The sequence below is a fragment of the Bradyrhizobium sp. WU425 genome, assembly GCF_021052305.1.
GTDB lineage: Bacteria > Pseudomonadota > Alphaproteobacteria > Rhizobiales > Xanthobacteraceae > Bradyrhizobium > Bradyrhizobium canariense_D.
On the sequence record NZ_CP088089.1, the window covers coordinates 1,426,566 to 1,450,276 of the forward strand.

The 23,711-nt window shown below is 64.5% G+C and carries 26 protein-coding genes; 19 read left to right on the plus strand and 7 right to left on the minus strand.

Annotation, left to right across the window (positions count from 1 at the left end):
• Positions 1-12: 12 nt before the first annotated feature.
• The 5 genes from BcanWU425_RS06795 to BcanWU425_RS06815 all read left to right on the plus strand — a co-directional run bounded on the left by BcanWU425_RS06795 (position 13) and on the right by BcanWU425_RS06815 (position 3,866).
• Positions 13-255 carry a DUF4170 domain-containing protein gene (locus BcanWU425_RS06795; protein WP_007596929.1) on the plus strand — a complete coding sequence of 81 codons (243 nt, stop codon included), beginning with the start codon at positions 13-15 and terminating at the stop codon, positions 253-255.
• Positions 252-965 carry a lysophospholipid acyltransferase family protein gene (locus BcanWU425_RS06800; protein WP_018453449.1) on the plus strand — a complete coding sequence of 238 codons (714 nt, stop codon included), beginning with the start codon at positions 252-254 and terminating at the stop codon, positions 963-965. The genes BcanWU425_RS06795 and BcanWU425_RS06800 overlap by 4 nt, the downstream gene beginning before the upstream one ends.
• Positions 928-2,274, plus strand: coding sequence for a 3-deoxy-D-manno-octulosonic acid transferase (locus BcanWU425_RS06805; protein WP_018453450.1), 1,347 nt, complete (start codon positions 928-930; stop codon positions 2,272-2,274). Before BcanWU425_RS06800 ends, BcanWU425_RS06805 begins: the two co-directional genes overlap by 38 nt.
• Entirely contained in the window at positions 2,267-3,283 is a 1,017-nt protein-coding gene (gene lpxK / locus BcanWU425_RS06810; RefSeq protein WP_204512395.1) for a tetraacyldisaccharide 4'-kinase, read from the plus strand. The genes BcanWU425_RS06805 and lpxK overlap by 8 nt, the downstream gene beginning before the upstream one ends.
• A gap of 241 nt (positions 3,284-3,524) precedes the next feature.
• On the plus strand, positions 3,525-3,866 hold the full coding sequence (locus BcanWU425_RS06815; protein ID WP_231190242.1) for a GYD domain-containing protein: 342 nt from the start codon (positions 3,525-3,527) through the stop codon (positions 3,864-3,866).
• A 327-nt stretch (positions 3,867-4,193) separates the two neighbouring features.
• On the opposite strand, the gene BcanWU425_RS06820 is transcribed toward BcanWU425_RS06815, so the two are convergent.
• On the minus strand, positions 4,194-4,475 hold the full coding sequence (locus BcanWU425_RS06820) for a hypothetical protein (protein WP_231190246.1): 282 nt from the start codon (positions 4,473-4,475) through the stop codon (positions 4,194-4,196).
• Positions 4,476-4,880: 405 nt separating this feature from the next.
• Here BcanWU425_RS06820 and BcanWU425_RS06825 point away from each other — a divergent pair, with 405 nt between their 5' ends.
• Positions 4,881-5,186, plus strand: a complete 306-nt coding sequence (locus BcanWU425_RS06825) for a hypothetical protein (protein ID WP_204512394.1) — start codon at positions 4,881-4,883, stop codon at positions 5,184-5,186.
• Positions 5,187-5,202: 16 nt separating this feature from the next.
• Here the strand turns inward: BcanWU425_RS06825 and BcanWU425_RS06830 are convergent, their stop codons facing one another.
• Positions 5,203-5,430 (minus strand): DUF2093 domain-containing protein, encoded by a 228-nt coding sequence (locus tag BcanWU425_RS06830; protein ID WP_007596922.1) that lies wholly within the window; start codon positions 5,428-5,430, stop codon positions 5,203-5,205.
• Between the two features lie 175 nt (positions 5,431-5,605).
• Here BcanWU425_RS06830 and BcanWU425_RS06835 point away from each other — a divergent pair, with 175 nt between their 5' ends.
• Positions 5,606-6,430: a dienelactone hydrolase family protein gene (locus tag BcanWU425_RS06835; RefSeq protein WP_204512393.1), complete on the plus strand. Its 825-nt coding sequence runs from the start codon at positions 5,606-5,608 to the stop codon at positions 6,428-6,430.
• Between the two features lie 259 nt (positions 6,431-6,689).
• The gene (locus tag BcanWU425_RS06840; RefSeq protein WP_166517608.1) at positions 6,690-6,860 is read left to right on the plus strand and encodes a hypothetical protein; all 171 of its coding nucleotides are present in this window, start codon (positions 6,690-6,692) and stop codon (positions 6,858-6,860) included.
• A 264-nt stretch (positions 6,861-7,124) separates the two neighbouring features.
• On the opposite strand, the gene xseA is transcribed toward BcanWU425_RS06840, so the two are convergent.
• Complete coding sequence (gene xseA / locus BcanWU425_RS06845) at positions 7,125-8,765, minus strand: exodeoxyribonuclease VII large subunit (protein ID WP_204512392.1); 1,641 nt, start codon at positions 8,763-8,765, stop codon at positions 7,125-7,127.
• A gap of 119 nt (positions 8,766-8,884) precedes the next feature.
• Between xseA and BcanWU425_RS06850 the strand changes: the two genes are divergently transcribed.
• The 6 genes from BcanWU425_RS06850 (at position 8,885) to BcanWU425_RS06875 (ending at position 14,039) form a co-directional block, all read left to right on the plus strand.
• Entirely contained in the window at positions 8,885-9,895 is a 1,011-nt protein-coding gene (locus BcanWU425_RS06850) for an alpha/beta hydrolase (RefSeq protein WP_204512391.1), read from the plus strand.
• A complete protein-coding gene (locus tag BcanWU425_RS06855; RefSeq protein WP_204512390.1) occupies positions 9,892-10,446 on the plus strand; it encodes a hypothetical protein in 555 nt (184 codons plus the stop codon). The genes BcanWU425_RS06850 and BcanWU425_RS06855 overlap by 4 nt, the downstream gene beginning before the upstream one ends.
• Positions 10,446-10,745 carry a winged helix-turn-helix domain-containing protein gene (locus BcanWU425_RS06860; protein ID WP_204512389.1) on the plus strand — a complete coding sequence of 100 codons (300 nt, stop codon included), beginning with the start codon at positions 10,446-10,448 and terminating at the stop codon, positions 10,743-10,745. Before BcanWU425_RS06855 ends, BcanWU425_RS06860 begins: the two co-directional genes overlap by 1 nt.
• A gap of 318 nt (positions 10,746-11,063) precedes the next feature.
• A complete protein-coding gene (locus BcanWU425_RS06865) occupies positions 11,064-11,243 on the plus strand; it encodes a hypothetical protein (RefSeq protein WP_018453462.1) in 180 nt (59 codons plus the stop codon).
• Positions 11,244-11,500: 257 nt separating this feature from the next.
• A complete protein-coding gene (locus tag BcanWU425_RS06870) occupies positions 11,501-13,681 on the plus strand; it encodes a PAS domain-containing sensor histidine kinase (protein ID WP_018453463.1) in 2,181 nt (726 codons plus the stop codon).
• Positions 13,674-14,039: a response regulator gene (locus BcanWU425_RS06875; protein WP_018453464.1), complete on the plus strand. Its 366-nt coding sequence runs from the start codon at positions 13,674-13,676 to the stop codon at positions 14,037-14,039. Before BcanWU425_RS06870 ends, BcanWU425_RS06875 begins: the two co-directional genes overlap by 8 nt.
• Positions 14,040-14,206: 167 nt before the next feature.
• Here BcanWU425_RS06875 and BcanWU425_RS06880 read toward each other — a convergent pair whose 3' ends face one another.
• Together BcanWU425_RS06880 and BcanWU425_RS06885 are read right to left on the minus strand one after the other, a co-directional pair.
• A complete protein-coding gene (locus tag BcanWU425_RS06880) occupies positions 14,207-14,743 on the minus strand; it encodes an REP-associated tyrosine transposase (protein ID WP_204512387.1) in 537 nt (178 codons plus the stop codon).
• Positions 14,744-14,841: 98 nt separating this feature from the next.
• The gene (locus tag BcanWU425_RS06885) at positions 14,842-15,438 is read right to left on the minus strand and encodes a hypothetical protein (RefSeq protein WP_204512386.1); all 597 of its coding nucleotides are present in this window, start codon (positions 15,436-15,438) and stop codon (positions 14,842-14,844) included.
• Positions 15,439-15,590: 152 nt separating this feature from the next.
• Between BcanWU425_RS06885 and purD the strand changes: the two genes are divergently transcribed.
• A complete protein-coding gene (gene purD, locus BcanWU425_RS06890; RefSeq protein WP_204512385.1) occupies positions 15,591-16,874 on the plus strand; it encodes a phosphoribosylamine--glycine ligase in 1,284 nt (427 codons plus the stop codon).
• A gap of 171 nt (positions 16,875-17,045) precedes the next feature.
• Positions 17,046-17,951 (plus strand): alpha/beta fold hydrolase, encoded by a 906-nt coding sequence (locus tag BcanWU425_RS06895; RefSeq protein WP_085350169.1) that lies wholly within the window; start codon positions 17,046-17,048, stop codon positions 17,949-17,951.
• On the opposite strand, the gene BcanWU425_RS06900 is transcribed toward BcanWU425_RS06895, so the two are convergent.
• On the minus strand, positions 17,948-18,406 hold the full coding sequence (locus BcanWU425_RS06900; protein ID WP_204512384.1) for a nucleoside deaminase: 459 nt from the start codon (positions 18,404-18,406) through the stop codon (positions 17,948-17,950). The genes BcanWU425_RS06895 and BcanWU425_RS06900 overlap by 4 nt on opposite strands.
• Positions 18,407-18,526: 120 nt before the next feature.
• On the opposite strand from BcanWU425_RS06900, the gene BcanWU425_RS06905 reads away from it, so the two are divergent.
• Positions 18,527-20,686, plus strand: a complete 2,160-nt coding sequence (locus tag BcanWU425_RS06905; protein WP_204512383.1) for a pseudouridine synthase — start codon at positions 18,527-18,529, stop codon at positions 20,684-20,686.
• Between the two features lie 2 nt (positions 20,687-20,688).
• A complete protein-coding gene (gene rsmD / locus BcanWU425_RS06910; RefSeq protein WP_018453470.1) occupies positions 20,689-21,243 on the plus strand; it encodes a 16S rRNA (guanine(966)-N(2))-methyltransferase RsmD in 555 nt (184 codons plus the stop codon).
• 9 nt (positions 21,244-21,252) lie between these two features.
• Here rsmD and mutL read toward each other — a convergent pair whose 3' ends face one another.
• Positions 21,253-23,064 carry a DNA mismatch repair endonuclease MutL gene (mutL, locus tag BcanWU425_RS06915; RefSeq protein ID WP_204512382.1) on the minus strand — a complete coding sequence of 604 codons (1,812 nt, stop codon included), beginning with the start codon at positions 23,062-23,064 and terminating at the stop codon, positions 21,253-21,255.
• Between the two features lie 264 nt (positions 23,065-23,328).
• Here mutL and BcanWU425_RS06920 point away from each other — a divergent pair, with 264 nt between their 5' ends.
• Positions 23,329-23,646 carry a ribbon-helix-helix domain-containing protein gene (locus tag BcanWU425_RS06920; RefSeq protein WP_018453472.1) on the plus strand — a complete coding sequence of 106 codons (318 nt, stop codon included), beginning with the start codon at positions 23,329-23,331 and terminating at the stop codon, positions 23,644-23,646.
• The last annotated feature ends 65 nt before the right edge of the window (positions 23,647-23,711 follow it).

Consider the following 23,711-nt stretch of genomic DNA (forward strand, 5'->3'; position numbering starts at 1 on the left):
GGAACAGAACCGATGCCAGATAGTGCCCCGCAACAACTGCTCCACCTCGTCGTCGGCGGCGAGCTCGTCGATCTCGAGCACAACACCTTCAAGAACCTCGACGACGTTGAGATCGTTGGCCTCTATCCGAACTATGCGACCGCGCACGCCGCCTGGCGCGCCAAGGCGCAGAGCACGGTCGACAACGCGCAGATGCGCTATTTCATCGTCCATCTCCACCGGCTGCTCGACCCGAATCAAGAACCGGCGCGTTGAAAAAGCTGCTTCGCAATACGCTGAGGAGCAGCTTCGTTCAGCGTGCCGTCGGAATCCTGGCGGCCGAATATCTGCGTCTGGTCTGGCGGACGAACACATTCACGTTCGATCCGCCTGACGTCTATGACCGCGTCGAACCGCAGATCCCGGCGATCTTCGCCTTTTGGCACGGCCAGCATTTCCTCACCCCCTTCATCAAGAACAAGGACTGGTACAAGGCCAGGGTCCTGATCTCCCGTCACCGCGACGGCGAGTTCAACGCGATTGCCGCCGAGCGGCTCGGCATCGGCACCATCCGCGGCTCCGGCGACCATGGCGGCGCGTTTCACCGCAAAGGCGGGGTCGGTGCCTTCAAGGAAATGGTGCGGACGCTCGAGGACGGTTGTAATGTCGCGCTGACCGCTGACGTCCCCAAGCGCTCGCGCGTGGCTGGGCTCGGCATCATCATGCTGGCACGGGAATCGGGGCGGCCGATCATGCCTTTTGCGATGGCGACCAGCCGCTTCGTCCGGCTCAAGAACTGGGACCGCACCACCATCAACCTGCCGTTCGGGCGGGGCGCGTTGGTCGGCATCAAGGAAATCCACGTTCCGCCGGATGCGGACGCCGCCACCATGGAAGCGCTGCGGCTCGAGCTGGAGGAGACCTTGAACGAGGCGACCCGCCGCGCCTATGCGCAACTCGGCCGGCCGGGACCTGCAGATGCCTAAATCGCTACCGGGCTCGCTGCCGTTGACGCTGCGGATGTACCGGCGCCTGGCGCGCGGCCTGGTGCCGCTCGCGCCTGTGCTGATCAAGCGGCGCCTGAAGCAGGGCAAGGAAGATCCCGCGCGCGTCGGCGAACGGCGGGGCCTGTCCCGGGACGTGCGACCGCACGGTCCGCTGGTCTGGATTCACGGCGCCAGCGTCGGCGAGGTCCTCGCCGCGGCGGCCCTGATCGAGCGCTTGCGCGATCTGAACCTGCGCATTCTGCTCACCTCGGGCACCGTCACGTCGGCTGCTATTGTCGCAAAGCGCTTTCCGCCCGACGTCATCCATCAATACGTGCCGTATGATTCCCCGCGCTACGTCGCGCGCTTCCTCGACCATTGGAAGCCGTCGCTGGCGCTGTTCATCGAATCCGATCTCTGGCCGAACCTGATCCTGGCAGGCGCTGCGCGTCGCGTGCCGATGGTGCTGATCAACGGGCGGATGTCGCCGCGCTCCTTCCCGCGCTGGCGCCGCATGCAGGGCACCATCTCGGCGCTGCTGTCGCGTTTCGACATTTGTCTGGCGCAGTCGAAGACCGATGCCGAGCGCTTCTCGGCGCTCGGCGGCCGGGACGTCGTCACCACGGGCAATCTCAAGCTCGACGTGCCGGCGCCGCCGGCCGATCCTGCCAAGCTCGAACGGCTGATGGCGATGACGCGCGGGCGTCCGATCATCGTCGCGGCCTCGACCCATCCGGGCGAGGAGGAGATGCTGGTGGCGGCGCATCGCAGCCTCAGCGGTTTCTTCCCGCAGCTCCTGACCGTGATCGTGCCGCGCCATCCGGATCGCGGCTCCTCGATCACAGGCCTGATCACGGCGTCCGGCCTGAAGCCGGCTCTGCGCTCGCGCGACGAGCTGCCGACGGCGACCACCGACGTTTATATCGCCGACACCATGGGCGAGCTCGGCCTGTTCTATCGCCTCTCGGACATCGTGTTCATGGGCGGATCGCTGATCCGCCATGGTGGCCAGAATCCGATCGAAGCGATCAAGCTCGGCGCGGCCATCGTCCATGGTCCGCACGTCTTCAATTTCGCCGACGTCTACGAGGCGCTCGATCACAGCGGCGGTGCGCGCCAGGCCGACACGCAGGAGCTGCTGATCAAGCAGCTCGGCCAGCTGCTCGCCGATCCTGCCGTGCGTCACAAGATCCAGCAATCGGGCGCCGGCGTGGTCGAGGATCTCGGCGGCGCGCTCAACCGCACCATGACCGCGCTCGAGCCTTATCTTCTGCAGTTGCGGATCGAGATGGGGGCCGCCAATGCGTGAGCCGGCCTTCTGGTACCGGCCACGTTCGCTCGAATCGTACGCATTGGGGCCGCTGGGTGCGCTCTACGGCGCGATCACCGAACGGCGGATGCTGCGCGCGGGCGTCGACGCCGGCATCCCCGTGATCTGCGTCGGCAACTACCATGTCGGCGGCGCCGGCAAGACGCCGACCGTGCTGGCGCTGACGAAGCTCCTGCGCGAGCTCGGCGAGACGCCGGTGGTGCTCAGCCGCGGCTATGGCGGTAGCCTCAGGGGCCCGGTAATGGTCGACCGCATGCGTCACACCGCGTCCGACGTCGGCGACGAGCCGCTGATGATGGCGCGCGACGTTCCCGTCACGGTCGCGCGCGACCGCCTCGACGGCGTCGTGCTGGCGAAGTCGCAAGGCGCCACCGTGATCCTGATGGACGACGGTTTCCAGAACCCGCGTCTCTTGAAGGACACCTCGTTGATCGTGATCGACAGCGAGCGCGGCCTCGGCAATGGCAAGGTGTTTCCGGCCGGTCCGCTGCGTGCGCCGCTGAAGGCGCAGCTCGCGCGCACCGACGCGCTGGTCGTGATCGGCGGCGGCCGCGCCGCCGATGGTGTCGCCGCCGAGCTAGCCAGGCGCAACAAGCCGGAACTCCGCGCGCGGCTCAAACCCGACGCCGAGGCGGTCGCAAGACTGTTGGGCAAGCCGGTGTTCGCGTTCGCCGGCATCGGCGATCCCGAACGGTTCTTCCGTACGTTGCGCGCTGGCGGCATCGAGCTCGCGCGCACGCGCGCCTTCGCCGATCACCACATGTTTTCGAACGAGGAGATCGCAGCCGTCGCTGCGGAGGCGCGGCGCGAGCAGCAAACACTGGTGACGACCGAAAAGGATATCGCTCGCCTGCACGGCCGCGAAGGCGTGCCGGATGACATCGTGCCTTTCGCGGTGCAGCTCGAGTTCGATGACCCGGTTGCGCTTCGGCAATTGATCAGCGATCATCTCTACAAGGCGCGCGAGCGGCGGTTTTCCAGGCGATGATCTCGTAAGGTGGGCGAGATCTGATCGGGACGACATGTCGCACTGATGAATTTCCTTCCGCACGTTCGGGAGTTGATGTAGCCTCGCATGAGAGCCGTCATCGGGACGTGCCGAACTCCCGGAAATCATCGACGGCGTTTATGCCCACGGCGGGCAGTACCTTCATCATTTCAGATGCAGCGGCCGTAACGACGAGTTCGGAACGGCAGGGAAAGTCATTGCCAAAAACCCAGAGGAGAACATGCCATGCATTTTTGCCTCACCGGACAATACACACCCCGCGCTCTCAATGCCAATTTTGGAGAACCCCAAGACCGATCGTCAGGAGGCGGCAAGAAAACTCATCGAAGCGGCCGGCGGAAAGCTGATTTCGATGTTCAGCGTTGCGGCCGACGGCCCAGGCGTGTTGGTGATTTTCGATGTGCCTGATCCGGGTGCGGCTCCGGCCATCTCCGGCCTGACCGTCACGGCGGGCACCCTGCAGAACGTGAAACTGACGCGGCTGTTCACGCAGGACGAGATCAAGCAGGTCCGCCAGAACGCGGCGAAGCTGCGTTCTTCGTATACTCCGCCCGGAAGCTGACATCCGGATCTAAAGCGAAGCCGCCGCAGTCGAAGGAAGCGGCGGCAACGCTCACCTCACAGCAAGAAGCACGTCTGCAACCGAGGCAAGGCGAAGGCCTTCCAGCCTGCGTTGACGAACCATGCTGTCCGGTGCGTGCTGCGTCCGCGGCGTTCAGCAGTCAATCATGCTCACCACGCCCCAACGGCCATCAATCCGATAATGGTCAGGCACGAGACGCAGGCCACCATGGCGGTATAGTACTCGGGTGTATTCATTGCTGCCTCCCAAACTGTTGCCAACTGCTTGGTCACTGCTACGGGGAGAGATCGCCGGTCTCGGGCCGCTTCAATTCGGCGCGCGGCGACCGGTCTTGCGTTGTGCGTCCGTCCTCTCATCATCACCCTGATCCGGATGATGATGCGCGTCGAGAGCTTCAAAGCGTTCAGCTGCGATCAGAAGCTGTTTCCGCATTTCAGCGAGGCGGGCGCGGCAATATTCACGATAGAGCAGGTCTAATATGGTGGGCATGATCACCCCCATCGTTGATTTTCGATTACAGATATTCCACCGCAAATTTTCGAGGTGATCGTAGCCCGACAGATGGCTCTTCGATATGAGCCCGTTCACAGACTGCGCCAATTCCAGAGCTCAGTGGCCGCTTGGCTGACTTGATTGTCTGTGCGATAAAAAGAGCAGGGCCAGTTACCTAAGATGAAGCATAGCGGCGCTTTGTTTCACCAAGACTTCGTCAAACAACCTAAGAGCGCCAATCGCAACAAAGAATCCAACCACAACGCGAAATAACTAACCATGGAGTGCAAGCACTCTTCGATGCAACGCGGATTGGCATAACGGAAATCATCTCGGCTGTGAGAGCAGCATTTCCGATGCGTCCGAACATGCCTCGTGAAAAAGCTGCACCGCTCGTGCTATGCCGGCAGGGCAGCTGCGCTTTGCCCATCGACAGCAGCCTGCCATTCAGGCGCCATTCATCGCAAGCTCCTATCGTTTTCAGACGCTCAGGAGAATGCGATGAAGTTGCCGTCCGCCGCCGTTGCCGCCAGTCTTGTGGGTCTGGTCGTGGCGCCGGTGTTTGCACAGACGGCACCGCCGGCGGCGTCCACCGCCACAGTGCCGGTTCCCGCGACCAAGCGCGTGACGTGTCTTTCCGCGACGGCGAGCCTGAAGGGACAGGATAAGCGCGACCAGATGCAGCTCTGCATGGCGCAGGCGCGGCTCGATTGCCTCAAGCAGGCGATCGATCAGAAGATCGTCGGCGAGACCAGGAAGAGTTTCATCAAGACCTGCGTGGGCGCGGATGGCGCGGAGCAGCGATAGACGCGCGGCTGCGGCCTCACGCCTGCGGCTTGGGCGCGCCCGGGTAATGCCGCTCGAGCACGGCGGCGGGCGTGGCGTAGGCTTCCTGCAGGTCCACGCTCCAGTATTTCAACTCGTCGAGCGGAATGCGCGTATCGGTGATCGCGCAGCGCACGAAGGTCCCCGGCGAGATCACGCGGAAATCGCCGTCGAGATACTGCACCTGCGCTTCGCCATGGCCCGAAGGGCCGAACTTGTTCAGCACGGTCGAAAGTCTCCGTGGAAGGCCGCTCCGGGATCACATGGGAGGGCACGATGTGTTCGACGGGATGTAGCACAGATAGGGTGGCTTGTCCGCCCGGTAAACCCACCGGTTTGTGATGTTTTGGCGGCGTTTCCGCGTGATAGTGCTTGAGCGAAGGATCCAACGGCAAAGTTCGATGCGCCTTCCGTTCACCGCCCTGTTCCTGACCTTCCTGCTCTCGGCCGCGCACGGCTCGCCGGCACCGCAGCCGGTCGAGATTCCGCTGGCGTCCGGCGTGCTGCATGCGCAGCTCTACAAGCCCGAGGGCACCGGGCCGTTTCCGACCGTGATCGCGCTCCACGGCTGCGGGGGCCTCGGTGGCCATTCCGATTCCGTGCTGCCGCGCTACCGCGAATGGGCCGAGCGGCTGCTCAAGTCCGGCAACGCCGTCCTGCTCCCTGACAGCTACGGCTCGCGCGAGCTCGGGCCGCAATGCCGCGTCAAGGAGATCCACGTCAAGGCGCGGCGCGAACGCGTCAGCGACATCGCGGCGTCGCGCGCGTGGCTGATGAAGCAGAGCTGGGTTGCGCGCGACCGCGTCAGCCTGATGGGGTGGGCCAACGGCGCCAGCGCGCTGCTCTGGGCCGTGCGTCCGCAAAACCTTGCGCGCGAGACGGGTCCGGATTTCCGCGCCGCGATCGCGTTCTATCCGGACTGCAGGATTTCCGCCGGCCTCGGGTGGAGCACACGGGTGCCGACGCTGGTGCTGATCGGTGGCAATGACGACGTCTCGTCGCCGCCGGCCTGCCGCCAGATGGTCGATGGTGCGCATGGCCGCAGCGCGCTCGCGCGCATCGTGGTCTATCCCGGCGCCTATCACGACTTCGACCGCGCCAACACGCCGCTGCACGCAGCGAGCGGCAGCACCGACGCCGCCGCGCCCGAGCACGGCCATCTCGGCACCGATGCGGCAGCGCGCGCGGCGTCGCAGAAGGAAGTCGCAGAGTGGCTGGCACGGTGATGGCAGTGCCGTAGCCCGGATGAGCGTAGCGATATCCGGGTAGGCCTGTCCCGCATGTCGCTGCGCTCATGCAAGCTACATGTGGCGAGCGGGCTCGCCGCGCCGTAGCTCGTGAGAAGCGAAGGCGGGGCCGCCCGAGGGAACAACAGCGGACAGCCCCGCATCGACCACCGCCCTGCACGGAAAATGGCCGACCGTGACTCTACGGATCGCGCGCCGTGATGGTTTCATTTCGTAACGACGCCATCATTCGACCACGATGTCGATTAAACGCAATCCCATGCGCAACCGCTTCGTCCTGTTCTCCTCCGCCCTGATCGTCTTCACCGTCGCGGTCTTCCTGTTTGAAGCCCATGCCGGCGCGCCGCAACTCGCGCCGGAACATTGCGGCTTCTGGACCACGATCGACGCGGGATTGTCCTGCCGCTGAGACGCGCAGTCTTGTAGCCCGGATGAGCGTAGCGATATCCGGGGCCGCTGCTCCCGCATGTCGCTACGCTCATGCGGGCTACGACAGCGAGTTCGTGACACGCGTCCCACACACTCGCTGTCATCGCCCGGCTTGACCGGGCGATCCAGTAGGCCGAGGCGGCTGTGATGGATCGAGACGCCGCGGCGTACTGGATTCCCCGCTCCTGTGCGCAATTGCGCACAAGGCGGGGAATGACACCGAGGGTGGAACGCCGCCCTCCGCCTAAAACAAATTCCCCTGATCCACCGGCTTGCCCACGCGCTTCGGCGCAGGCTTGGCGTCCTGCGCGGCTGGCTTCGCCGGCGCCGGCGCGCGCTTCGCTGCAGCCGCGGGCCGATCCGCATCCGCGGTCGCACCGACACGGCCATCCGCAAACTCGATCTCGACCCGTGCGCCGGGACCGATCTCATTCGCCGAATGCAGCGGATGGCCGGCCTCGTCCCGCACCAGGGCAAAGCCGCGCGCGAGCACGCCGCGATAGGACAAGGCGGAGAGCAGCTTGCCGCTGTTCTCGATGCGGGCATCCAGCCGCTGCAACAGCGTCACCAGCGCGCGGCCCGCGCGCTCGGCCAGGCGATGCGTGCGCTCGCGCTGGCGGTGAATCGCGTTGCGCTGCGCCTGCGCATTGGACAGTTTTGAGGCACGCAAGCGCACCTCCAGCCCGGCAAAGCGGTCGCGCCGCCGCCGCAAGAGCGAGCGTGCGGATAGGCCGAGCCGTTCGCCGCACACGGTGAGGCGATGATCAGCCTGCGCGATCTGGCCGTGCAGCACCCGCAGCGTCAGCTTGGCGCCTGCGGCGGTGAACCTTCGGAAATGCGCGTGGGTGTTGGCCTTGAGGCAGCGGGGCAGGGACGCACCCGCCGAATCCAGCCGCTGCCGCGGGATCGCCAGCAAATCGCCGGCGGCCGGCAGCGCGCGCGCGGCGGCACGCAGCTCGCTGCGGCGGCTCTCATGGCCGCGTTGCCAGCAGGACCGGGTGCGTCGCCCGAGATCGCCGACCTCGACGAAGAGATCGCTGCGCACCGGCACCGCCATCTCGGCCGCCGCCGTCGGCGTCGGCGCGCGCTTGTCGGCGACGAAATCGATCAGCGTGATGTCGGTCTCATGCCCCACGGCCGAGATCAGCGGGATCATGCTCTCGGCCGCGGCACGGACCACGATCTCCTCGTTGAACGACCAGAGATCCTCCAGCGAGCCGCCGCCGCGCGCGACGATCAGCACGTCGGGGCGCGGAACCTTGCCGCCCTCCGGCAGTGCGTTGAAGCCGCGGATCGCGGCCGCGACCTGCTCGGCCGAGCCTTCGCCCTGAACTTTCACCGGCCACACCAGCACGTGGCGGGGAAAGCGGTCCTCCAGCCGATGCAGGATGTCGCGGATTACGGCGCCGGTCGGCGAGGTCACCACGCCGATCACCTCCGGCAGCCACGGCAAAAGCTGCTTGCGCGCCTCGTCGAACAGGCCTTCGGCGGCGAGCTTCCTCTTGCGCTCCTCCATCAGCGCCATCAGCGCGCCGATGCCGGCCGGCTCCAGCGCCTCGATCACGATCTGGTATTTCGAGGAGCCCGGATAGGTCGTGAGCTTGCCGGTGGCGATGACCTCGAGCCCCTCCTGGGGCTTGAAGCGCATGCGGCCGTGCACGCCCTTCCAGATCACCGCCTCGATCTTGGCGCTCTCGTCCTTGAGCGCGAAATAGCAATGGCCCGACGAATGCGCGCCGCGGAAGCCGGAGATCTCGCCGCGGACCCGGACATGGCCATAGGTGTCCTCGACCGTCCGTTTCAGGGACTGGGAGAGCTCCGAGACGGTGAATTCGGGAGTGTTGAGCAGGGGTTCCGCTGACGGCATCGGCAAACGATTCGGCATGTGGGGATCAGACCCGACGTTAAGGATTTTTGCAGCGCCGCGCCAATCCGCGTATTGACCAAAAGAGTACTCTGCAGTATAGAGTCCTCTATAGTTGATCGGTTTAAGGGGAGTGGATCATGGCAATTCGAGTGCTGCGCGGCGTTTTGAACGGACTGAAATGGGCTCTGTGTGCGGTCGGCGGTGTGGCGCTGATCCTGGCCGTGATGATCGCAACGCCGCTGGAGCGGCCGCCGGAGATGCGATCGGTCTCCGACTCCGCCAAGGGCATCGATTGGTCCACACTGCCTCCGCTCGAGCGTTTCCAGGCCCGCGACGGCACCTGGATCGGCTTCCGCCACTACGCTGCCAATGGTCTTGCAACCGGCCGTGGCGCGATCTTCATCCACGGCTCGTCCGGCTCCAGCGGCACCGTCAATCATGCCCTGACCCATGCCATCGCCGCGCGGGGCGTGGAGACCTGGGCGCTCGACATCCGCGGCCATGGTGGATCCGGCACGCGCGGCGATATCGGCTATGTCGGCCAGCTCGAGGACGACCTCGTCGACTTCGTCGCTCAAATCCGCAAGACCGCACCGGAGCTGCCGCTCACCTTGATCGGCCATTCCGCCGGCGCCGGCTTCTCGCTGCGCGTCGCCGCGACGCCGATCATGCAGGACATGTTCGTGCGCACCGTGCTGCTCGCACCCTATCTCGGCTATGACGCGCCGACCAACAAGCCGCATGCCGGCGGCTGGGCCAATGTCGACCTGCCGCGCTTCTTCGCGCTGGCCACGCTGCGCAAGATCGGCATCGACTGCTGTTCGCAGCTTCCGGTGCTCGCGCTCGCCGTGCCCGCGAGTTCGGCAAAATATCTCGTCGCCACCTATTCGGACCGCCTGACGCGCAATTTCGCGACGCGCGGCTATCGCCTCGATCTTCCGGCGGCGACACGTCCGGTCACGATCTTCGGCGGCGCCGAGGACGAGATGATGATCTCGGATAAATATGCAGAAACCGTGCAGGCGGTGAAGCCATCGGTCGACGTCAAGATCATCGACGGCATCAACCACATGGGCATCGTCACCAACCCGAAGGCGATCTCGGTCATCGCCGACGATGTGACGACGCGCGGGACAGGGCAGTCATGATCGACAGCAAGGAAGCCTCCGCGGCGCTGGCCGATATCGACGACATCGTCCAGCGCGTGAAGCAATCGCAGCTCTATGAGCTGGCGAGCCACGCCGCCGTCTGGTGGGGCGCATTGGTGTTCGCGGGCAATCTCGTGACCTGGCTTTGGCCGGTCTATGCGGGCTACGCCTGGGTTGCCGTGGACGTTTTGGGCGCCGGCGGTCTGGTGGTGCTGCGCATTTTCAATCCGCCGCATCACTCCCATGGCACCGCTTTCAACGTCAGACTGCTTCTGGTGTTCGTGCTGTTCTTCGCCTTCGGTTATCTCTGCACCAACGTGCTCGGTCATTTCGGTCCGCGCCAGCTGGGCACGTTCTGGCCGCTCTACTTCATGCTGTTCTATTCGCTGGCGGGTCTCTGGTTCGGCTATGCCTTCATGGCGATCGGTCTCGGCATCTCCGCGCTGACGCTGATCGGTTATTTCTACATCGGCGAGGCGTTTCCGCTCTGGATGGCCTTCGTCAATGGCGGAGGCCTGATCCTCGGCGGCCTCTGGATGCGGCGGATCTGATGGCCGAGCTCGACGACATCATCCACCAGCCGTTGCGGCTGAAGATCATGGCGGCGCTGAATGCGCTGCCGGGCACCGGCGGCCTGGAGTTTTCGCGATTGAAGAAGCTCACCGGCGCGACCGACGGCAATCTCGGCGCGCACATCGAGACGCTGGCCAAGGCAGGCTACGTGTCGGTGGAGAAGGCCTTCGTCGGCAAGAAGCCGCAGACCACGGTGACCGCGACCGCTGCGGGGCGCGGAGCGTTCGCGCGGCATGTGGCGACGCTGCAGGAGATTATTGCGGGGAAGCAGGGGTAGGACGTACTCATAAACGTCGGCTTACTAACGCAAAGCGGAGTCTCCCACCTCGGGCATGATCGATGGCTTGTGACCCGAAGCTGACCTGCGAGGCTCGCCCGTACAACGATAGTCCATATCAATTTGGGATTGCCGGCATTGCGATGGCCGATTGCTGCGGGTCCAAAGCTATCTCGATACACGCTCCTTCAAAATGTCCGCATCTTCAAGTGCCAGAAGCTCATTGCGACGATTGAGGCACCCACGACATCGATTAATCTATGTTAAGGCCGCGCCCGTAACTGGGAGGTAAAATGTTCCCAACGGGGAAGGCGTGCGATGGACTACCGCGCTTATATCATGGGCGAGGACGGGCGGATCAGCGGCGTTCATGAGATCGATTGCGCCAACGACGACGAGGCCACAGCCAAAGCGAGACAGCTGCTCGACGGCCACGATTTAGAAGTGTGGCACAGAGATCGGCGCGTCACTGTTCTCAAGCACCACACAAGACAGTAACGCCGCTCAGTGGCGGTCGCGGCCATGCAATGTCCCCGGTCAGGCGGCGCTTAGCGGACATGCTCATCAGCTTGTCCTGACGCCGATAACCGCCATTAGCGGACCCTCGCGAACCCGTACCTACGGGGGGAACCAAGGGGCCCGTGATGCGTTAAGAGCAGTTCGGCGGGCCGGAGGGGCGTCCGCCCATGTTTATTGCACGAACGACGCTCGTATCGGGTCGTCGTTCCTCTCGCCCCCGAGAGCCGGGCACCCGCATGTCGAACGTAGAAGAATTCCCACTCTCCGCCCGGCACCGCCCCACGGAGTTCGAGGCCCTGGTTGCGGCCGGCGCTGCCGCGCTCGATGCCATTCCGGGCGCAGTCTATCTCTGTGACGCGGAGGGGCTGCTGGTCGCCTATAACGCGGAGGCTGTGGTGCTGTGGGGGCGCACACCTGATGTCGGGAGGGAGCGCTTCTGCGGTTCACACCAGCTCTACCTGCTGGATGGAACTCCCCTCGCGCATGCCGACTGCCCCATGGCCACCGCCGTTCGCGCGGGAACGCCGACGCGCAATGCCGAAGTGATAATGGCGCGGCCGGATGGCTCTCGCTTCACGGCCATGGTCAACATCCGGGCGTTGCGCGACTTTTCTGGTCGCATCCAGGGCGCCATCAATTGCTTCCAGGACATCACCGGACGCAAGCAGGTCGAGGAGGAAGTCCGCCGCACGACGCAGGATCTGCAGGACTTTTTCGACAATGGCGCGGTGGGCCTTCACATCGTCAGTGGCGAGGGAATTATCATTCGCGCCAATAAGGCCGAATTGGATCTGCTTGGGTACCGGCCCGAGGAGTATATCGGGCGTCATGTCGCCGAGTTCCACGCCGACGCTCCCGTGATTGGCGATATTCTCCAGCGTCTTTCGTGCGGTGAGCCGCTGCAGCGCTACCCTGCCCGGCTGCGCGCCCGCGACGGCACGATCAAGCATGTCCTGATTACCTCGAACAGCCGCATTGTGGACGGCAAGTTTGTCAACACGCGCTGCTTCACGACCGACGTCACCGAACTGCATGCTGCCGAAGAGGCACGGCAAGCAAGTGAGGCGCGGCTTGCGGCGACTTATGAGGCCGCCAGCGTCGGCATTTCGGAGACCGACGAGAACGGTCGCTTCTTGCGGGTGAATGATTCCCTCTGCCGCATCACCGCGCGCAAACGCGACGAACTGTTGGGGATGACCTTCCTCGACTACACCGATTCCAACGATCAGACCGAAGATGCCGAACTGTACGCGCGGCAAGTCCGCGGCGACATCGAGAACTACACGGTTCGCAAGCGTGTACTACGGCCTGACGGGTCCGTTCGCCATCTGGATATCTTCAGTTCGTCGGTGCGGGATTCGGAAGGCTGCTTCCTTTATGGCGTGCGGGTCGCTCAGGATGTCACCACCACCAAGCAACTGGAGGATCGCTTGCGTGAAGGCGAGCAGCGCATGCGCGATCTCCTCGAGGCGTTGCCAGCAGCCATCTACACGACGGACGCCAAGGGGCGCATTAATTTCTTCAATCGGGCTGCCGTCGAGATGGCGGGCAGAACGCCGCAGCCAGGCGACGAATGGTGTGTGACCTGGAAGCTCTATTGGCCCGACGGCTCGCCGCTGCCGCACAATGAATGCCCGATGGCTGTTGCGCTGCGCGAAAACCGGCCGGTTCGCGGTGCCGAAGCGGTGGCCGAACGTCCAGACGGCAGACGCGTGCCGTTTATTCCTTTTCCAACGCCGCTGCGCGACGCGGACGGCAATCTGGTCGGCGCCATCAACATGCTCGTCGACATTAGCGAGCGGAAGAACGCCGAGAACGCTCAAAAGGCTCTCATCGACGAACTAAACCACCGTGTGAAAAACACCCTGGCCACGGTGCAATCTCTGGCGAACCAGACCGCCCGTCACGCCGCCGATCTGCAGGAATTTCTGCCGACCTTCACGGGACGGCTGCTTGCGCTCGCCCGCGGACATGACCTGCTGACGAAGCGAAACTGGCAGGATACGCCTTTCGAAAAGCTCGTCCACGATATCGTCGCTCCGATGTCGGGCGGACGGGTGCTGACTAGCGGGCCGCACGTTGAGCTAGACGCCCGCATGGCACTGAGCATCACCATGGTGCTCAACGAGCTTCTGACCAATGCGGCGAAGTACGGCGCACTCTCAGTGCCGAATGGATCAGTTTCGCTCACTTGGCGGATCAGCGCCGGCGAGCGCTCGCAAGCCGTGCTGGATTGCGAATGGCACGAACGTGGCGGACCACCTGTTACGCCTCCAAAGCGGCGCGGCTTCGGCACGCGGTTGATGGAACGTTGCGTCGAGCATGATCTCGCAGGTGAGTTCGATCTGGTATTCGAGCCGGAGGGCACTCGCTGCCGCATGGTGTTTCCCATTATGCCTGCAGCGTCCAATGGTTGAGCTGTCCGGCGCCAAGGTTCTCCTGGTCGAAGATGAGGGCCTTGTGGCCCTCATGCTCGAAGATATGCTTGAGGAACTGGGCTTGAAGGTCGTTGCCTCAGCAGCCCACGTACAAAAGGCGTGCGAACTCGCGACGACGGCATCGTTCGATTTGGCGCTCCTTGATGTGAACCTGGCTGGCGAACTTGTTTTCCCGGTAGCTCGCATCTTGCGGGAGCGAAGGATTCCCTTCCTGTTCAGCACGGGTTACGGCGGACCTCCGCTCGAGGAGGAGTTCAACAGTTCGCCCGCGATAGGCAAGCCGTTTTCTATCGATCAGTTGAACGAGAAATTGCGGGCGATTCTGGCGCTCCCATAGCAGGACGGCTTCGCGCGTTCCCTTGCGTCGGATGCCGATCCGGGCGCCGTGTGCAGGTGCCGAAAGCGAGTACGATTCTCCGGGGTCCAAGGCATCAAGGGGCCAACGCTGCTTTACTGGTACAAAGCTCGTAGGATGGGTTGAGCCCTTGCGAACCCATCGCTTCTCTATCCCCGTTCTCCGAAATCGCGGCCGTCATCCGACTGATCGCCGGCCCAATCGGCCGGGTAATTGCCGAGCTTTATGTGGCGATGAAACGAGGAGGGCGCCCAGTCACGGACTCTGTCGACGAGCCCGTGCTTGACCGGATTAATATGAACATAGTCTACATGCCGCGCGAAATCGGTTTCGTCGCGAATGGTATGCTCCCAATATCTGCGTTGCCAGATGCCCCGTTCACCTTTGGCCGCGCGGCTTGGGGATATCCTCTCGTTGCGCGCCAGACCGCGGGAAAAGGTGGATTTGATCAACTGCCAGCGCATTGCAAAATCGGCATCACCTTCTGGTAACGTCCACACCGTGTGAAGGTGATCAGGGAGCACCACGATGGCATCGATCGTGAATGGATGGCGTCGGTGCGTTTCACGAAACACCGTGCGCAACAACCCGATATGATCCGTCAGCAACGCTAGCCTCCGCTCCGCCAGGTTGACCGTGAAGAAGAAGCACCCACCCGGAAGAAAGTTGCGGCGGTACGCGGTCATGACGGGACGTTACCACGAAACAAGTGCGATGGGTTTCGCAAGGGCTCAACCCATCCTACGGGCTGCTTACGGTACAAGGTGAGCGTAAAATGGGTCCGTTAGAGCGACTGCGTGATGGTTTTCAACTGGGTTACTGCCACCGGCGCAATGCCCGCGTTCCGAAGGAGCGAGAGGAGCATCAAAAACTTTGCGTGCGAAATGCGATTTGGAAGTGAAGTGTTGTGAGCAACGATGAACTTTCTGATGGCTGTGAAGCCAGCAACGGTATTAGCAAGCTCGCGGTGAAACTGCGTTACACTTGAGGTAGCAAAGCCCCCTGCCTTGCGAAGTATTGCCTCAAACTTTGATTGAAGCGGAGAGCCAACAAATCTGGAAAACATTCCTGCGACTAATCGAGTGAGATGCTCGTTGCTTCCCCACATGGAGGCCTTCGTGTCAATTATTGCCATGAGTTCATCGTTCGATGAGTACTTCGAAGCAAGCCAGATTTGGGCATACAAGCTCCATATAGACGAAGAACCGAGACCACTTAGCGTTTGTTTGATGTGTCCACGTACCCAACTATTGTCCGGCAAACGTGCCGCCACAATGGCACTGGCGATTTCGACAAGGGACGCGTCATCTACGAGATGGCCATCTTGAAGGATTTGGGTAAGCAAGTTGAGCTTGAGAGCAGGAGAGCCGGTCAATCCCATCGCTGGTCGTCTGCGTATGGTCCCGATGAATTCGGGCTCGCGCCTCAGCGGCGAGCGCCGGAATGACGGGGAGTTCGGGCGCCGCCCCCTTGAGCCCGGCCCCGATTCGTGCGACCTCCGCCCCCAGCAAATCCCTCATTTCTGAGCCCTCGATGCACATTCTCCTGCTTGGTTCCGGCGGTCGCGAACATGCCCTGGCGTGGAAGATCGCGGCCTCTCCCCTGGTGACCAAATTCTGGTGCGCGCCGGGCAATGCCGGGATCGCGCGCGAGGCGGAATGCGTGGCGCTCGACATCGCCGACCATGCCGCCGTGATCGAGTTCTGCAAGGCGAACGCGGTCGCGCTCGTCGTGGTCGGCCCGGAGACGCCGCTGGCGGCCGGCATCGTCGATGACCTCACCGCCGCCGGCATCAAGGCGTTCGGGCCGGACAGGATCCCCGCCCAGCTCGAAAGCTCGAAGGGCTTCACCAAGGCGCTGTGCACCGAATTCGGCATTCCGACCGGCGCCTACAAGCGATTCACCAACGCCGCCGATGCGCGTGCCTACGTCCAGAGCCAGGGCGCGCCGATCGTGGTCAAGGCCGACGGTCTTGCCGCCGGCAAGGGCGTCGTCGTCGCCAAGTCGGTGCGCGAGGCGGAGGACGCCATCGCCATGATGTTCGACGGCACCTTTGGCGAGGCCGGCGCCGAGGTCGTGATCGAGGAGTTCTTGCCGGGCCGCGAGATCAGCTTCTTCGCGCTGTGCGACGGCGAGACCGCCATTCCGCTGGCCTCCGCGCAGGACCACAAGCGCGTGTTCGACCATGACGTCGGCCCGAACACCGGCGGCATGGGCGCCTATTCGCCGACGCCGCTGGTCACGCCGGCGATCCATGACGCGATCATGGCCAAGATCATTCTGCCGACGGTATCAGGCATGAAGCAGCGCGGCACGCCGTTTCGCGGCATTCTCTACGCCGGGATCATGCTGACGACGCAAGGGCCAAAACTGTTCGAGTTCAACGTCCGCTTCGGCGATCCCGAGTGCCAGGTGCTGATGCTCAGGATGATGTCGGACATCGTGCCGGCCTTCCTCGCCGCCTGCGACGGGCAGCTGAAGAACTTTGACCTGCGCTGGCATCCGGAGGCCGCGCTCACGGTGGTGATGGCGGCAAAGGGATATCCCGGCGATTACCAGAAAGGCACGCGGATCGAGGGGCTCGATGACGCCGCCAAGGTCGAGACCGCCGAGATCTTCCACGCCGGCACGGTCGAGAAGGACGGCGCCATCCTCGCCAATGGCGGCCGCGTCCTCAATGTCTGCGCGCTCGGCAAGACCGTGACGGAAGCGCAGGTGCGCGCCTACCAGGCCGTCGACCGCATCAATTGGCCGGAAGGCTTCTGCCGCCGCGACATCGGCTGGCAGGCCGTGGACGCCGAGAAGTCCAAGGGCTGACACGCTTTTTTCGCACGCGCGCGCAATTTCCGCCGTGCCCGTCGGCACTCCGAATTTGTGTAGGCGGCTGTTGGACTTAGCTACTGTGCATGGGGTTGTTTTTCGACTTTTTTGTTTTGGGGCATTCTCAAGACCGAGCAGATCCCACGCTGACAGATAAGGATGCAGAAGATGTCCGATCTCGCCGACCTCTATCCCGGCTTCGCCTCCGAATGGATCAACACCTCCTTCGGCCGCATCTTCGCCCGCGTCGGCGGCAAGGGACCGCCGCTGTTGCTGCTGCACGGCTTCTCCGAGACCAACGTGATGTGGCACCGCGTGGCGCCGCAGCTGGCCGACCGGTTCACGCTGATCATCGCCGATCTGCCCGGCTATGGCTGGTCCGACATGCCCGAGAGCGACGCGCTGCACATGCCCTACAGCAAGCGCGCGATGGCCAAGGCCATGGTCGAGGCGATGGAGCGCCTCGGCCACGTGCACTTCGCGCTCGCCGGCCATGATCGCGGCGGCCGCGTCTCGTATCGGCTGGCGCTCGATCATCCCGGCCGGCTGTCGAAGCTTGCGGTGCTCGATATCCTGCCGACCTACAATTACTGGGAGCGGATGAACCGCGCCTATGCGCTGAAGATCTATCACTGGACTTTTCTGGCGCAGCCCTATCCGCTGCCGGAGACGCTGGTCGCGAGCAATGGCGAGTTCTTCCTGCGCTTCAAGATGGCGAGCCAGACCAAATCGAAGACGCTCGATGCGATCGACAAGCGCGCGCTCGAACACTACATCGCCCCGTTCCGCGATCCCGCCCGCGTCCACGCGATGTGCGAGGATTATCGCGCCGGCGCCTATTTCGACTACGATCTCGACAAGGCCGATTTCGAGGCCGGCAAGAAGATCACCATTCCGATGCTGGCGCTGTGGGGCAATGCCGGCGTGGCGCAAGCCACCGCCACCCCGCTCGACATCTGGAAGCAATGGGCGACGAACGTCGAAGGCATGCCGGTGGATTCGGGGCACTTCCTCACCGAGGAGAACCCTGACGTCACCGCAAAGGCGCTGCGCGAGTTCTTTGCCGCGCCTTAGCGCCGCTCCCGAAAGAAGTCCTTGAGCAGCCGCGCCGCCTCGCTTTCGCCGACCCCGGAATAGACATCCGGGACGTGATGGCAGGTCGGCTGCGTGAAGAACCGCACACCTGATTCAACCGCGCCGCCCTTGGGGTCGGCGGCGCCGTAATAGAGCCGCCTCACCCTTGCAAACGAGATCGCGCCCGCACACATGGTGCACGGCTCCAGCGTCACGTAGAGGTCGCAGTCGACCAGACGCTCGCTGCCGATCTTTTTGGCCGCCTCGCGCAGCGCCACGATCTCGGCATGCGCCGTGGGGTCGTAGTCGGTCAGCGTCCGGTTCGCCGCGGTGGCGATGACCTCGTAATTGCGGACCACGACACATCCGATCGGAACTTCGCCCGCCTTTCCGGCGTTTTCGGCCGTTTTGAGCGCCAAATCCATGAAAGAGGGGGCTTTCAAGCCTCGTATCATCGCGAGAAACCTGCTAGTAGCTGCGCCTTCAGCAGAAGTGCTTGACCGAATTTGCCTGAGCATGCGGCTCGAGACGAGCGCGCACAATGCTTTCTGGCCATCCCCTGAGTGAGATTATTCATGCCTCGCGACAGCGACAAAGACAACGATTCCCGCGGCCGGCGTGATCGCGGCCCGGCCAAGGGAGGCCCGGCCAAGGGCCGGTCCGGCAAACCACGCGGGCCCGACAAGAAGTTCGCCAAGCGCGGCCCTCCCGGGGACAAGGGCGACGCCCGCCTGCCCCGCGGCGACCGCGACAGCCGTCCATCATTCCGCCGCCGCGAGGAGGGCGATGCCCCGCGCCGCGACTTCAGCGACCGCCCGAAATTCAATCGCCAAGACCGGCCGCGTGAAGACCGGCCGCGCGGCGAGGATCGTGGCGAGCGCAGCTTCAAGCCGCGTGGCGATCGTCCCTTCAAGCCGCGTGAAGACCGTCCGTTTTCCGATCGTCCGTCGCGCGACGGCGAGAAGCGCCCGTTCAAGCCCCGTGGTGACCGCCCATTTTCTGATCGCCCCTCGCGCGATGGCGACAAGCGGCCGTTCAAGCCGCGCGGTGATCGCCCGTCCTATGGGCGTGATGACCGTCCGCCGCGCAGGGATCGCGACGATTCCCGTCCGGCCGGCCGAACCGGTGACGCGAAGTTTGGCGACAAGCGACCTTATGCGCCGCGTGGCGACCGTCCGGAACGCAAGTTCGACGGCGAGCGGAAGTTTTCGCGCGGCGCACCGGACCGCAATCGCAGCGAGCGCAGCGATTCAAAACCCTGGCAGAAGCGCGATGCGGCGCCTCGCGGCGACCGGCCGCCGCGCAAGGACTTCAGCAAGGGTCCGCGCAAGGATTTTGGCGGCAGCGACCGCGGTGGGGACAAGCCCTGGCAGAAGCGCGACGATCGGCATGGCGGTGGCGAAGACCGTCCGCGCTTTTCCCGTTCGCGCGACGATCGTCCATCGGGTGATCGTCCGTTCCGCGAGCGCCCCAAATTCGATCGTCCTAAATTCGATCGTCCACGCGATGATCGTCCGAGGTTCGATCGCGGCGGCGATCGCCCGAAATTCGATCGTCCGCGCGAGCGTTCCGAGGGCCGTTCCGACTGGCACGAGCATCCCCGCAGCGAAGCGCGTTCCGGCGATCGTCCACGCCGCGAAAACGAGGACGAGAGCAGGATCTTCGAGAAGCGTCCGGCCTTCGGCGGTCGCGGCGCCTATCGCGAGCGCGATCGTGATTCCGAGCGGCGGCCACGCCGCGAGGAAGAGACCAAGCCGAAGAAGGCCGGCGAGCGTATCGCCAAGGTGCTGTCGCGCGCGGGCCTCGCCTCGCGCCGCGATGCCGAGGAGATGGTCACGCAGGGCCGCGTCAGCGTCAACGGCCGTGTCATCAATTCGCCGGCGCTCGACATCACCTCGAACGATGTCGTCACTGTCGACGGCAAGCCGTTGCCGGAGCGCGAGCGCACGCGGCTGTTCCTCTATCACAAGCCCCGCGGCCTCATGACGACGCATGACGATCCCGAGGGCCGTCCGACCGTGTTCGACAATCTGCCCGAAGGTCTGCCGCGGCTGATCAGCGTCGGCCGGCTCGACTTCAACACCGAGGGCCTGCTGCTGCTCACCAATGATGGCGGGCTCGCGCGCACGCTCGAGCTGCCGGACACCGGCTGGCTGCGCCGCTACCGTGTCCGCGCCCATGGCGACGTCACGCAGGCGCAGCTCGACGAGCTGAAGAACGGCATCGAGATCGAGGGCGTCAAGTACGGTCCGATCGACGCCACGCTGGAGCGTGACCAGGGCGCCAATGTCTGGCTGGTTTTCGCGATCCGCGAGGGCAAGAACCGCGAAGTGCGCAACGTCTGCGCTCATCTCGGGCTCGAGGTAAACCGGCTGATCCGGGTCTCCTACGGCCCGTTCCAGCTCGGCGAGGTCCCCGAGGGCCAGGTCGAGGAGATCAAGTCCCGCGTGCTGCGCGACCAGCTCGGCGAAAAGATCATCGAGAAATCGGGCGCGCAGTTCGACGTGCCGCAGAAATCTGCCTCGCATGAGGGCGACGACGTGCCGCGCGAGAAGAAGCCGGCGACCAAGCGCGGCGTGATCAACGACCGCAAGGGCCGCCGCGTGCTGGTGCAACGCACCGGCAGCGAGGAAGCGCGCGAGCGCAACGAGGCTGAGGCGAGCGGCTACGGCCCGCCGCGCCGTCCCAAGCGCGGCTATCACGGCAAGCGCGATCTGGCGCCGAAGGAGGACTGACGTTGCGCGTCGTCGGCGGTCGATTGAAGGGGCGCAATCTGGCCTCACCGTCCTCGCGCGACATCCGCCCCACGGCGGACCGCCTGCGTGAGTCCGTGTTCAACATCCTCGTGCACGCCTATGACGATCCGATTGCGGACGCGCGCGTGCTCGATCTTTTCGCCGGCACCGGCGCGCTCGGCATCGAAGCGTCGTCACGCGGCGCGAAGTTCACGCTGTTCGTCGACAACGGCGCGGAAGCGCGCGCCCTGCTGCGGAATAATGTCGAGACGCTGGGCTTAGGTGGCGTGACAAAAGTCTATCGCCGCGATGCGACCGATCTTGGTCCTGCGCATCCGGTCGAGCCGTTCTCGCTGGTGTTCCTCGATCCGCCCTATGGCAAAGGGTTTGCGGAGAAGGCGCTTGCGAGCTTGCGCGACGGGGGCTGGCTCACGCCGGGCGCGCTGCTCGTGGTGGAAGAGGCGAAGGCTGCGCAGTTCGTCACGCCGGAAGGCTTCGAGGAATTGGAGCGGCGCGCTTATGACGACACGGAGTTCGTGTTTTTGAAGCGGCCGTAATTTCGAACGTTACCGTCGCCCGAACAGCTTCTCGACATCCGACAGCTTCAGCTCGACATAGGTCGGCCGGCCGTGATTGCACTGGCCGGAGTTCGGGGTGTCCTCCATCTCGCGGAGCAGGGCATTCATCTCCTCCGGTCGCAGCCTGCGGCCGGCGCGCACCGAGCCGTGGCAGGCCATGGTGGCGGCGACGTGCATCAGGCGGCGCTCCAGAGGCAGCGCCTCGTCCCACTCGGCCATGTGCTCGGAAAGATCGCGCAACAGGCCGCCGGCGTTGGTCTTGCCGAGCAGCGACGGCGTCTCGCGCACCGCAACCGCGCCGGGGCCGAAGGGTTCGATCGCGAGGCCAAACGACGCCAGCTCCTCGCTGCGCTCGAGCAGGCGCTCCACCGTGGCCTCGTCCATCTCGACGATCTCGGGGATCAGCAGGATCTGCCGCTGCACGCCGTTCTCCGCCAGCGAAGCCTTCAGCCGCTCGTAGACAATGCGTTCATGCGCGGCGTGCTGGTCGACGATGATCAGGCCGTCGCGGGTCTGCGAGACGATATAGGTCTCGTGGATCTGGGTGCGCGCCGCCCCGAGCGGGCGGTCGACGAGATCGCCGACGGGCTGGCTCTCGATCCGCACGTCTGCACTGGGCGCGCCGACATCGAACGCAGCCTGCGCGCGCTCGGCGAAGGCGGGCGCGGCCGCACCGTCGAATGACGGCATCGGCGCGACCGGGGCGGATGGCGACTGGCGCCAGTCCCAGCTTGCCGGGCGCGGCGTGAATGCGGGGCGGAACGAAGACAGCGCGCTTTCGCCGCTGTTGGCGGCCGTACGCCGGCCCTCCCGTGCAAGCCCGTCCTTCAATCCGTGCACGATCAGCGCGCGGACGAGGCCGGCGTTGCGAAACCGCACCTCGGTCTTGGCCGGATGCACGTTGGCGTCGACCTCGCGCGGATCGAGCGTGACGAACAGCGCCAGCACCGGATGACGGTCGCGCGGCAGATAGTCGGCATAGGCCCCGCGTACCGCCCCTAGGATCAGCTTGTCGCGCACCGGGCGGCCGTTGACGAACAGATATTGCCCGAGGGCGTTGGCCTTGGTCAGCGCGGGCGCTGCGGCATAGCCGGCGACGACCACGCCCTCGCGCTCGGCATGGACCTCGATGGCATGGCTGCGGAACTCCGCCCCCAGGATGTCGCCGAGGCGCGTCAGGCGACCGGCGACGCCGGGCAGCGCCGCAGCCCAGGTCACCGGGGCGCGCTCTTCGCCCGCCAGTGTGAAGGCGATTTCGGGCCGCGCCATCGCGAGGCGCCGCACCACCTCACGGATCGCTTCCGCCTCGGTCCGGTCGGTCTTCAAGAACTTCAGCCGCGCCGGCGTCGCGTAGAAGAGGTCGTTGACCTCGACCCGCGTGCCATGCGCGAGCGCGGCCGGCATGATCTCGGATTTCTCGCCGCCCTCGACATTGAGCGCCCAGGCGTGCGGCTCGCTGGCATGCCGCGTGGTGATGGCAAGCCGCGCCACGGAGCCGATCGAGGGCAGCGCCTCGCCGCGGAATCCGAGCGTGCGGATCTGCAGCAAGTCCTCGTCGTCGAGCTTGGAGGTGGCGTGACGCTCGACCGCCAGCGACAGGTCCCTGGCGGTCATGCCGCCGCCGTCGTCGGTGATGCCGATCCGCCGGCGTCCGCCGCCATCGGTAAAGACGTCGATCCGGCTCGCGCCGGCGTCGATGGCGTTCTCGACCAGTTCCTTGACCACGCTCGCGGGACGCTCGACCACTTCGCCGGCGGCGATGCGGTTGACGACCTGTTCGGGTAATTGGCGGACGGGCATGAAACTCGATTTTCGGCTTTGATCTTGGGCTTCGATCTGGATTCGCGGAGAACGCCATTCTAGGCCGTGTTGCGTCAAAAGCATGTGTTGGGCAACAGGAACGTGGCGGGCTGGGGAAAAGGGCTATCTATCGCATTGATGGGATTGGACGTTCGAGAAAATCGCGCAACCGGGATGGATCGATCTCCGGCTGCCGTCCCGATTGTGGGGTACCGGGCTGCGGTGTAGCATCGCGAAAAAATGGCAACAGGACGGGAGGACGCCATGTGCCATCTCTTCGCGCATCAGCCCCAAGGCGACTACGAATCCCAGACCCGCTCGTTGCGGATCGGTGGGCATTGCACCTCGATCCGGCTGGAAATGGCATTCTGGGACACGCTGGAGGAGATCGCGGCCAAGGAGAACATGAGCGTCGGCAAGTTCCTGACGACGCTCTACACCGAGGTGCTCGACCATCACGGCGAGGTCAACAATTTCGCTTCGTTGCTGCGCTGCTCCTGCCTGATCTACCGCTCCAAGACGGCAGCGCCGGTGCAGGCGTTCAAGACGACGGTTGCGCCCATCCTCGATGCAGCGGAATAGCCCTGATGTCGTCCTGGCGAAGGCCAGGACCCATACCGCGGAATCCATCAGCGATGGGCGGTATG

Excerpts from the sequence above, each read along its gene's own strand:
- BcanWU425_RS06905 (WP_204512383.1), top strand. The coding sequence starts at position 18,527 with ATGCCTCGCGACAGCGACAAAGACAACGATTCCCGCGGCCGGCGTGAT.
- BcanWU425_RS06900 (WP_204512384.1), bottom strand. The coding sequence starts at position 18,406 with ATGATACGAGGCTTGAAAGCCCCCTCTTTCATGGATTTGGCGCTCAAA.
- BcanWU425_RS06895 (WP_085350169.1), top strand. The coding sequence starts at position 17,046 with ATGTCCGATCTCGCCGACCTCTATCCCGGCTTCGCCTCCGAATGGATC.
- BcanWU425_RS06880 (WP_204512387.1), bottom strand. The coding sequence starts at position 14,743 with ATGACCGCGTACCGCCGCAACTTTCTTCCGGGTGGGTGCTTCTTCTTC.
- BcanWU425_RS06860 (WP_204512389.1), top strand. The coding sequence starts at position 10,446 with ATGGCCGAGCTCGACGACATCATCCACCAGCCGTTGCGGCTGAAGATC.
- BcanWU425_RS06815 (WP_231190242.1), top strand. The coding sequence starts at position 3,525 with ATGCCATGCATTTTTGCCTCACCGGACAATACACACCCCGCGCTCTCA.
- xseA (WP_204512392.1), bottom strand. The coding sequence starts at position 8,765 with ATGCCGAATCGTTTGCCGATGCCGTCAGCGGAACCCCTGCTCAACACT.
- lpxK (WP_204512395.1), top strand. The coding sequence starts at position 2,267 with ATGCGTGAGCCGGCCTTCTGGTACCGGCCACGTTCGCTCGAATCGTAC.
- BcanWU425_RS06850 (WP_204512391.1), top strand. The coding sequence starts at position 8,885 with ATGGCAATTCGAGTGCTGCGCGGCGTTTTGAACGGACTGAAATGGGCT.
- BcanWU425_RS06855 (WP_204512390.1), top strand. The coding sequence starts at position 9,892 with ATGATCGACAGCAAGGAAGCCTCCGCGGCGCTGGCCGATATCGACGAC.
- purD (WP_204512385.1), top strand. The coding sequence starts at position 15,591 with ATGCACATTCTCCTGCTTGGTTCCGGCGGTCGCGAACATGCCCTGGCG.
- BcanWU425_RS06835 (WP_204512393.1), top strand. The coding sequence starts at position 5,606 with ATGCGCCTTCCGTTCACCGCCCTGTTCCTGACCTTCCTGCTCTCGGCC.
- BcanWU425_RS06825 (WP_204512394.1), top strand. The coding sequence starts at position 4,881 with ATGAAGTTGCCGTCCGCCGCCGTTGCCGCCAGTCTTGTGGGTCTGGTC.
- BcanWU425_RS06840 (WP_166517608.1), top strand. The coding sequence starts at position 6,690 with ATGTCGATTAAACGCAATCCCATGCGCAACCGCTTCGTCCTGTTCTCC.
- BcanWU425_RS06805 (WP_018453450.1), top strand. The coding sequence starts at position 928 with ATGCGCAACTCGGCCGGCCGGGACCTGCAGATGCCTAAATCGCTACCG.
- BcanWU425_RS06795 (WP_007596929.1), top strand. The coding sequence starts at position 13 with ATGCCAGATAGTGCCCCGCAACAACTGCTCCACCTCGTCGTCGGCGGC.
- BcanWU425_RS06875 (WP_018453464.1), top strand. The coding sequence starts at position 13,674 with ATGGTTGAGCTGTCCGGCGCCAAGGTTCTCCTGGTCGAAGATGAGGGC.
- BcanWU425_RS06920 (WP_018453472.1), top strand. The coding sequence starts at position 23,329 with ATGTGCCATCTCTTCGCGCATCAGCCCCAAGGCGACTACGAATCCCAG.
- BcanWU425_RS06885 (WP_204512386.1), bottom strand. The coding sequence starts at position 15,438 with ATGGGATTGACCGGCTCTCCTGCTCTCAAGCTCAACTTGCTTACCCAA.
- BcanWU425_RS06865 (WP_018453462.1), top strand. The coding sequence starts at position 11,064 with ATGGACTACCGCGCTTATATCATGGGCGAGGACGGGCGGATCAGCGGC.
- mutL (WP_204512382.1), bottom strand. The coding sequence starts at position 23,064 with ATGCCCGTCCGCCAATTACCCGAACAGGTCGTCAACCGCATCGCCGCC.
- BcanWU425_RS06870 (WP_018453463.1), top strand. The coding sequence starts at position 11,501 with ATGTCGAACGTAGAAGAATTCCCACTCTCCGCCCGGCACCGCCCCACG.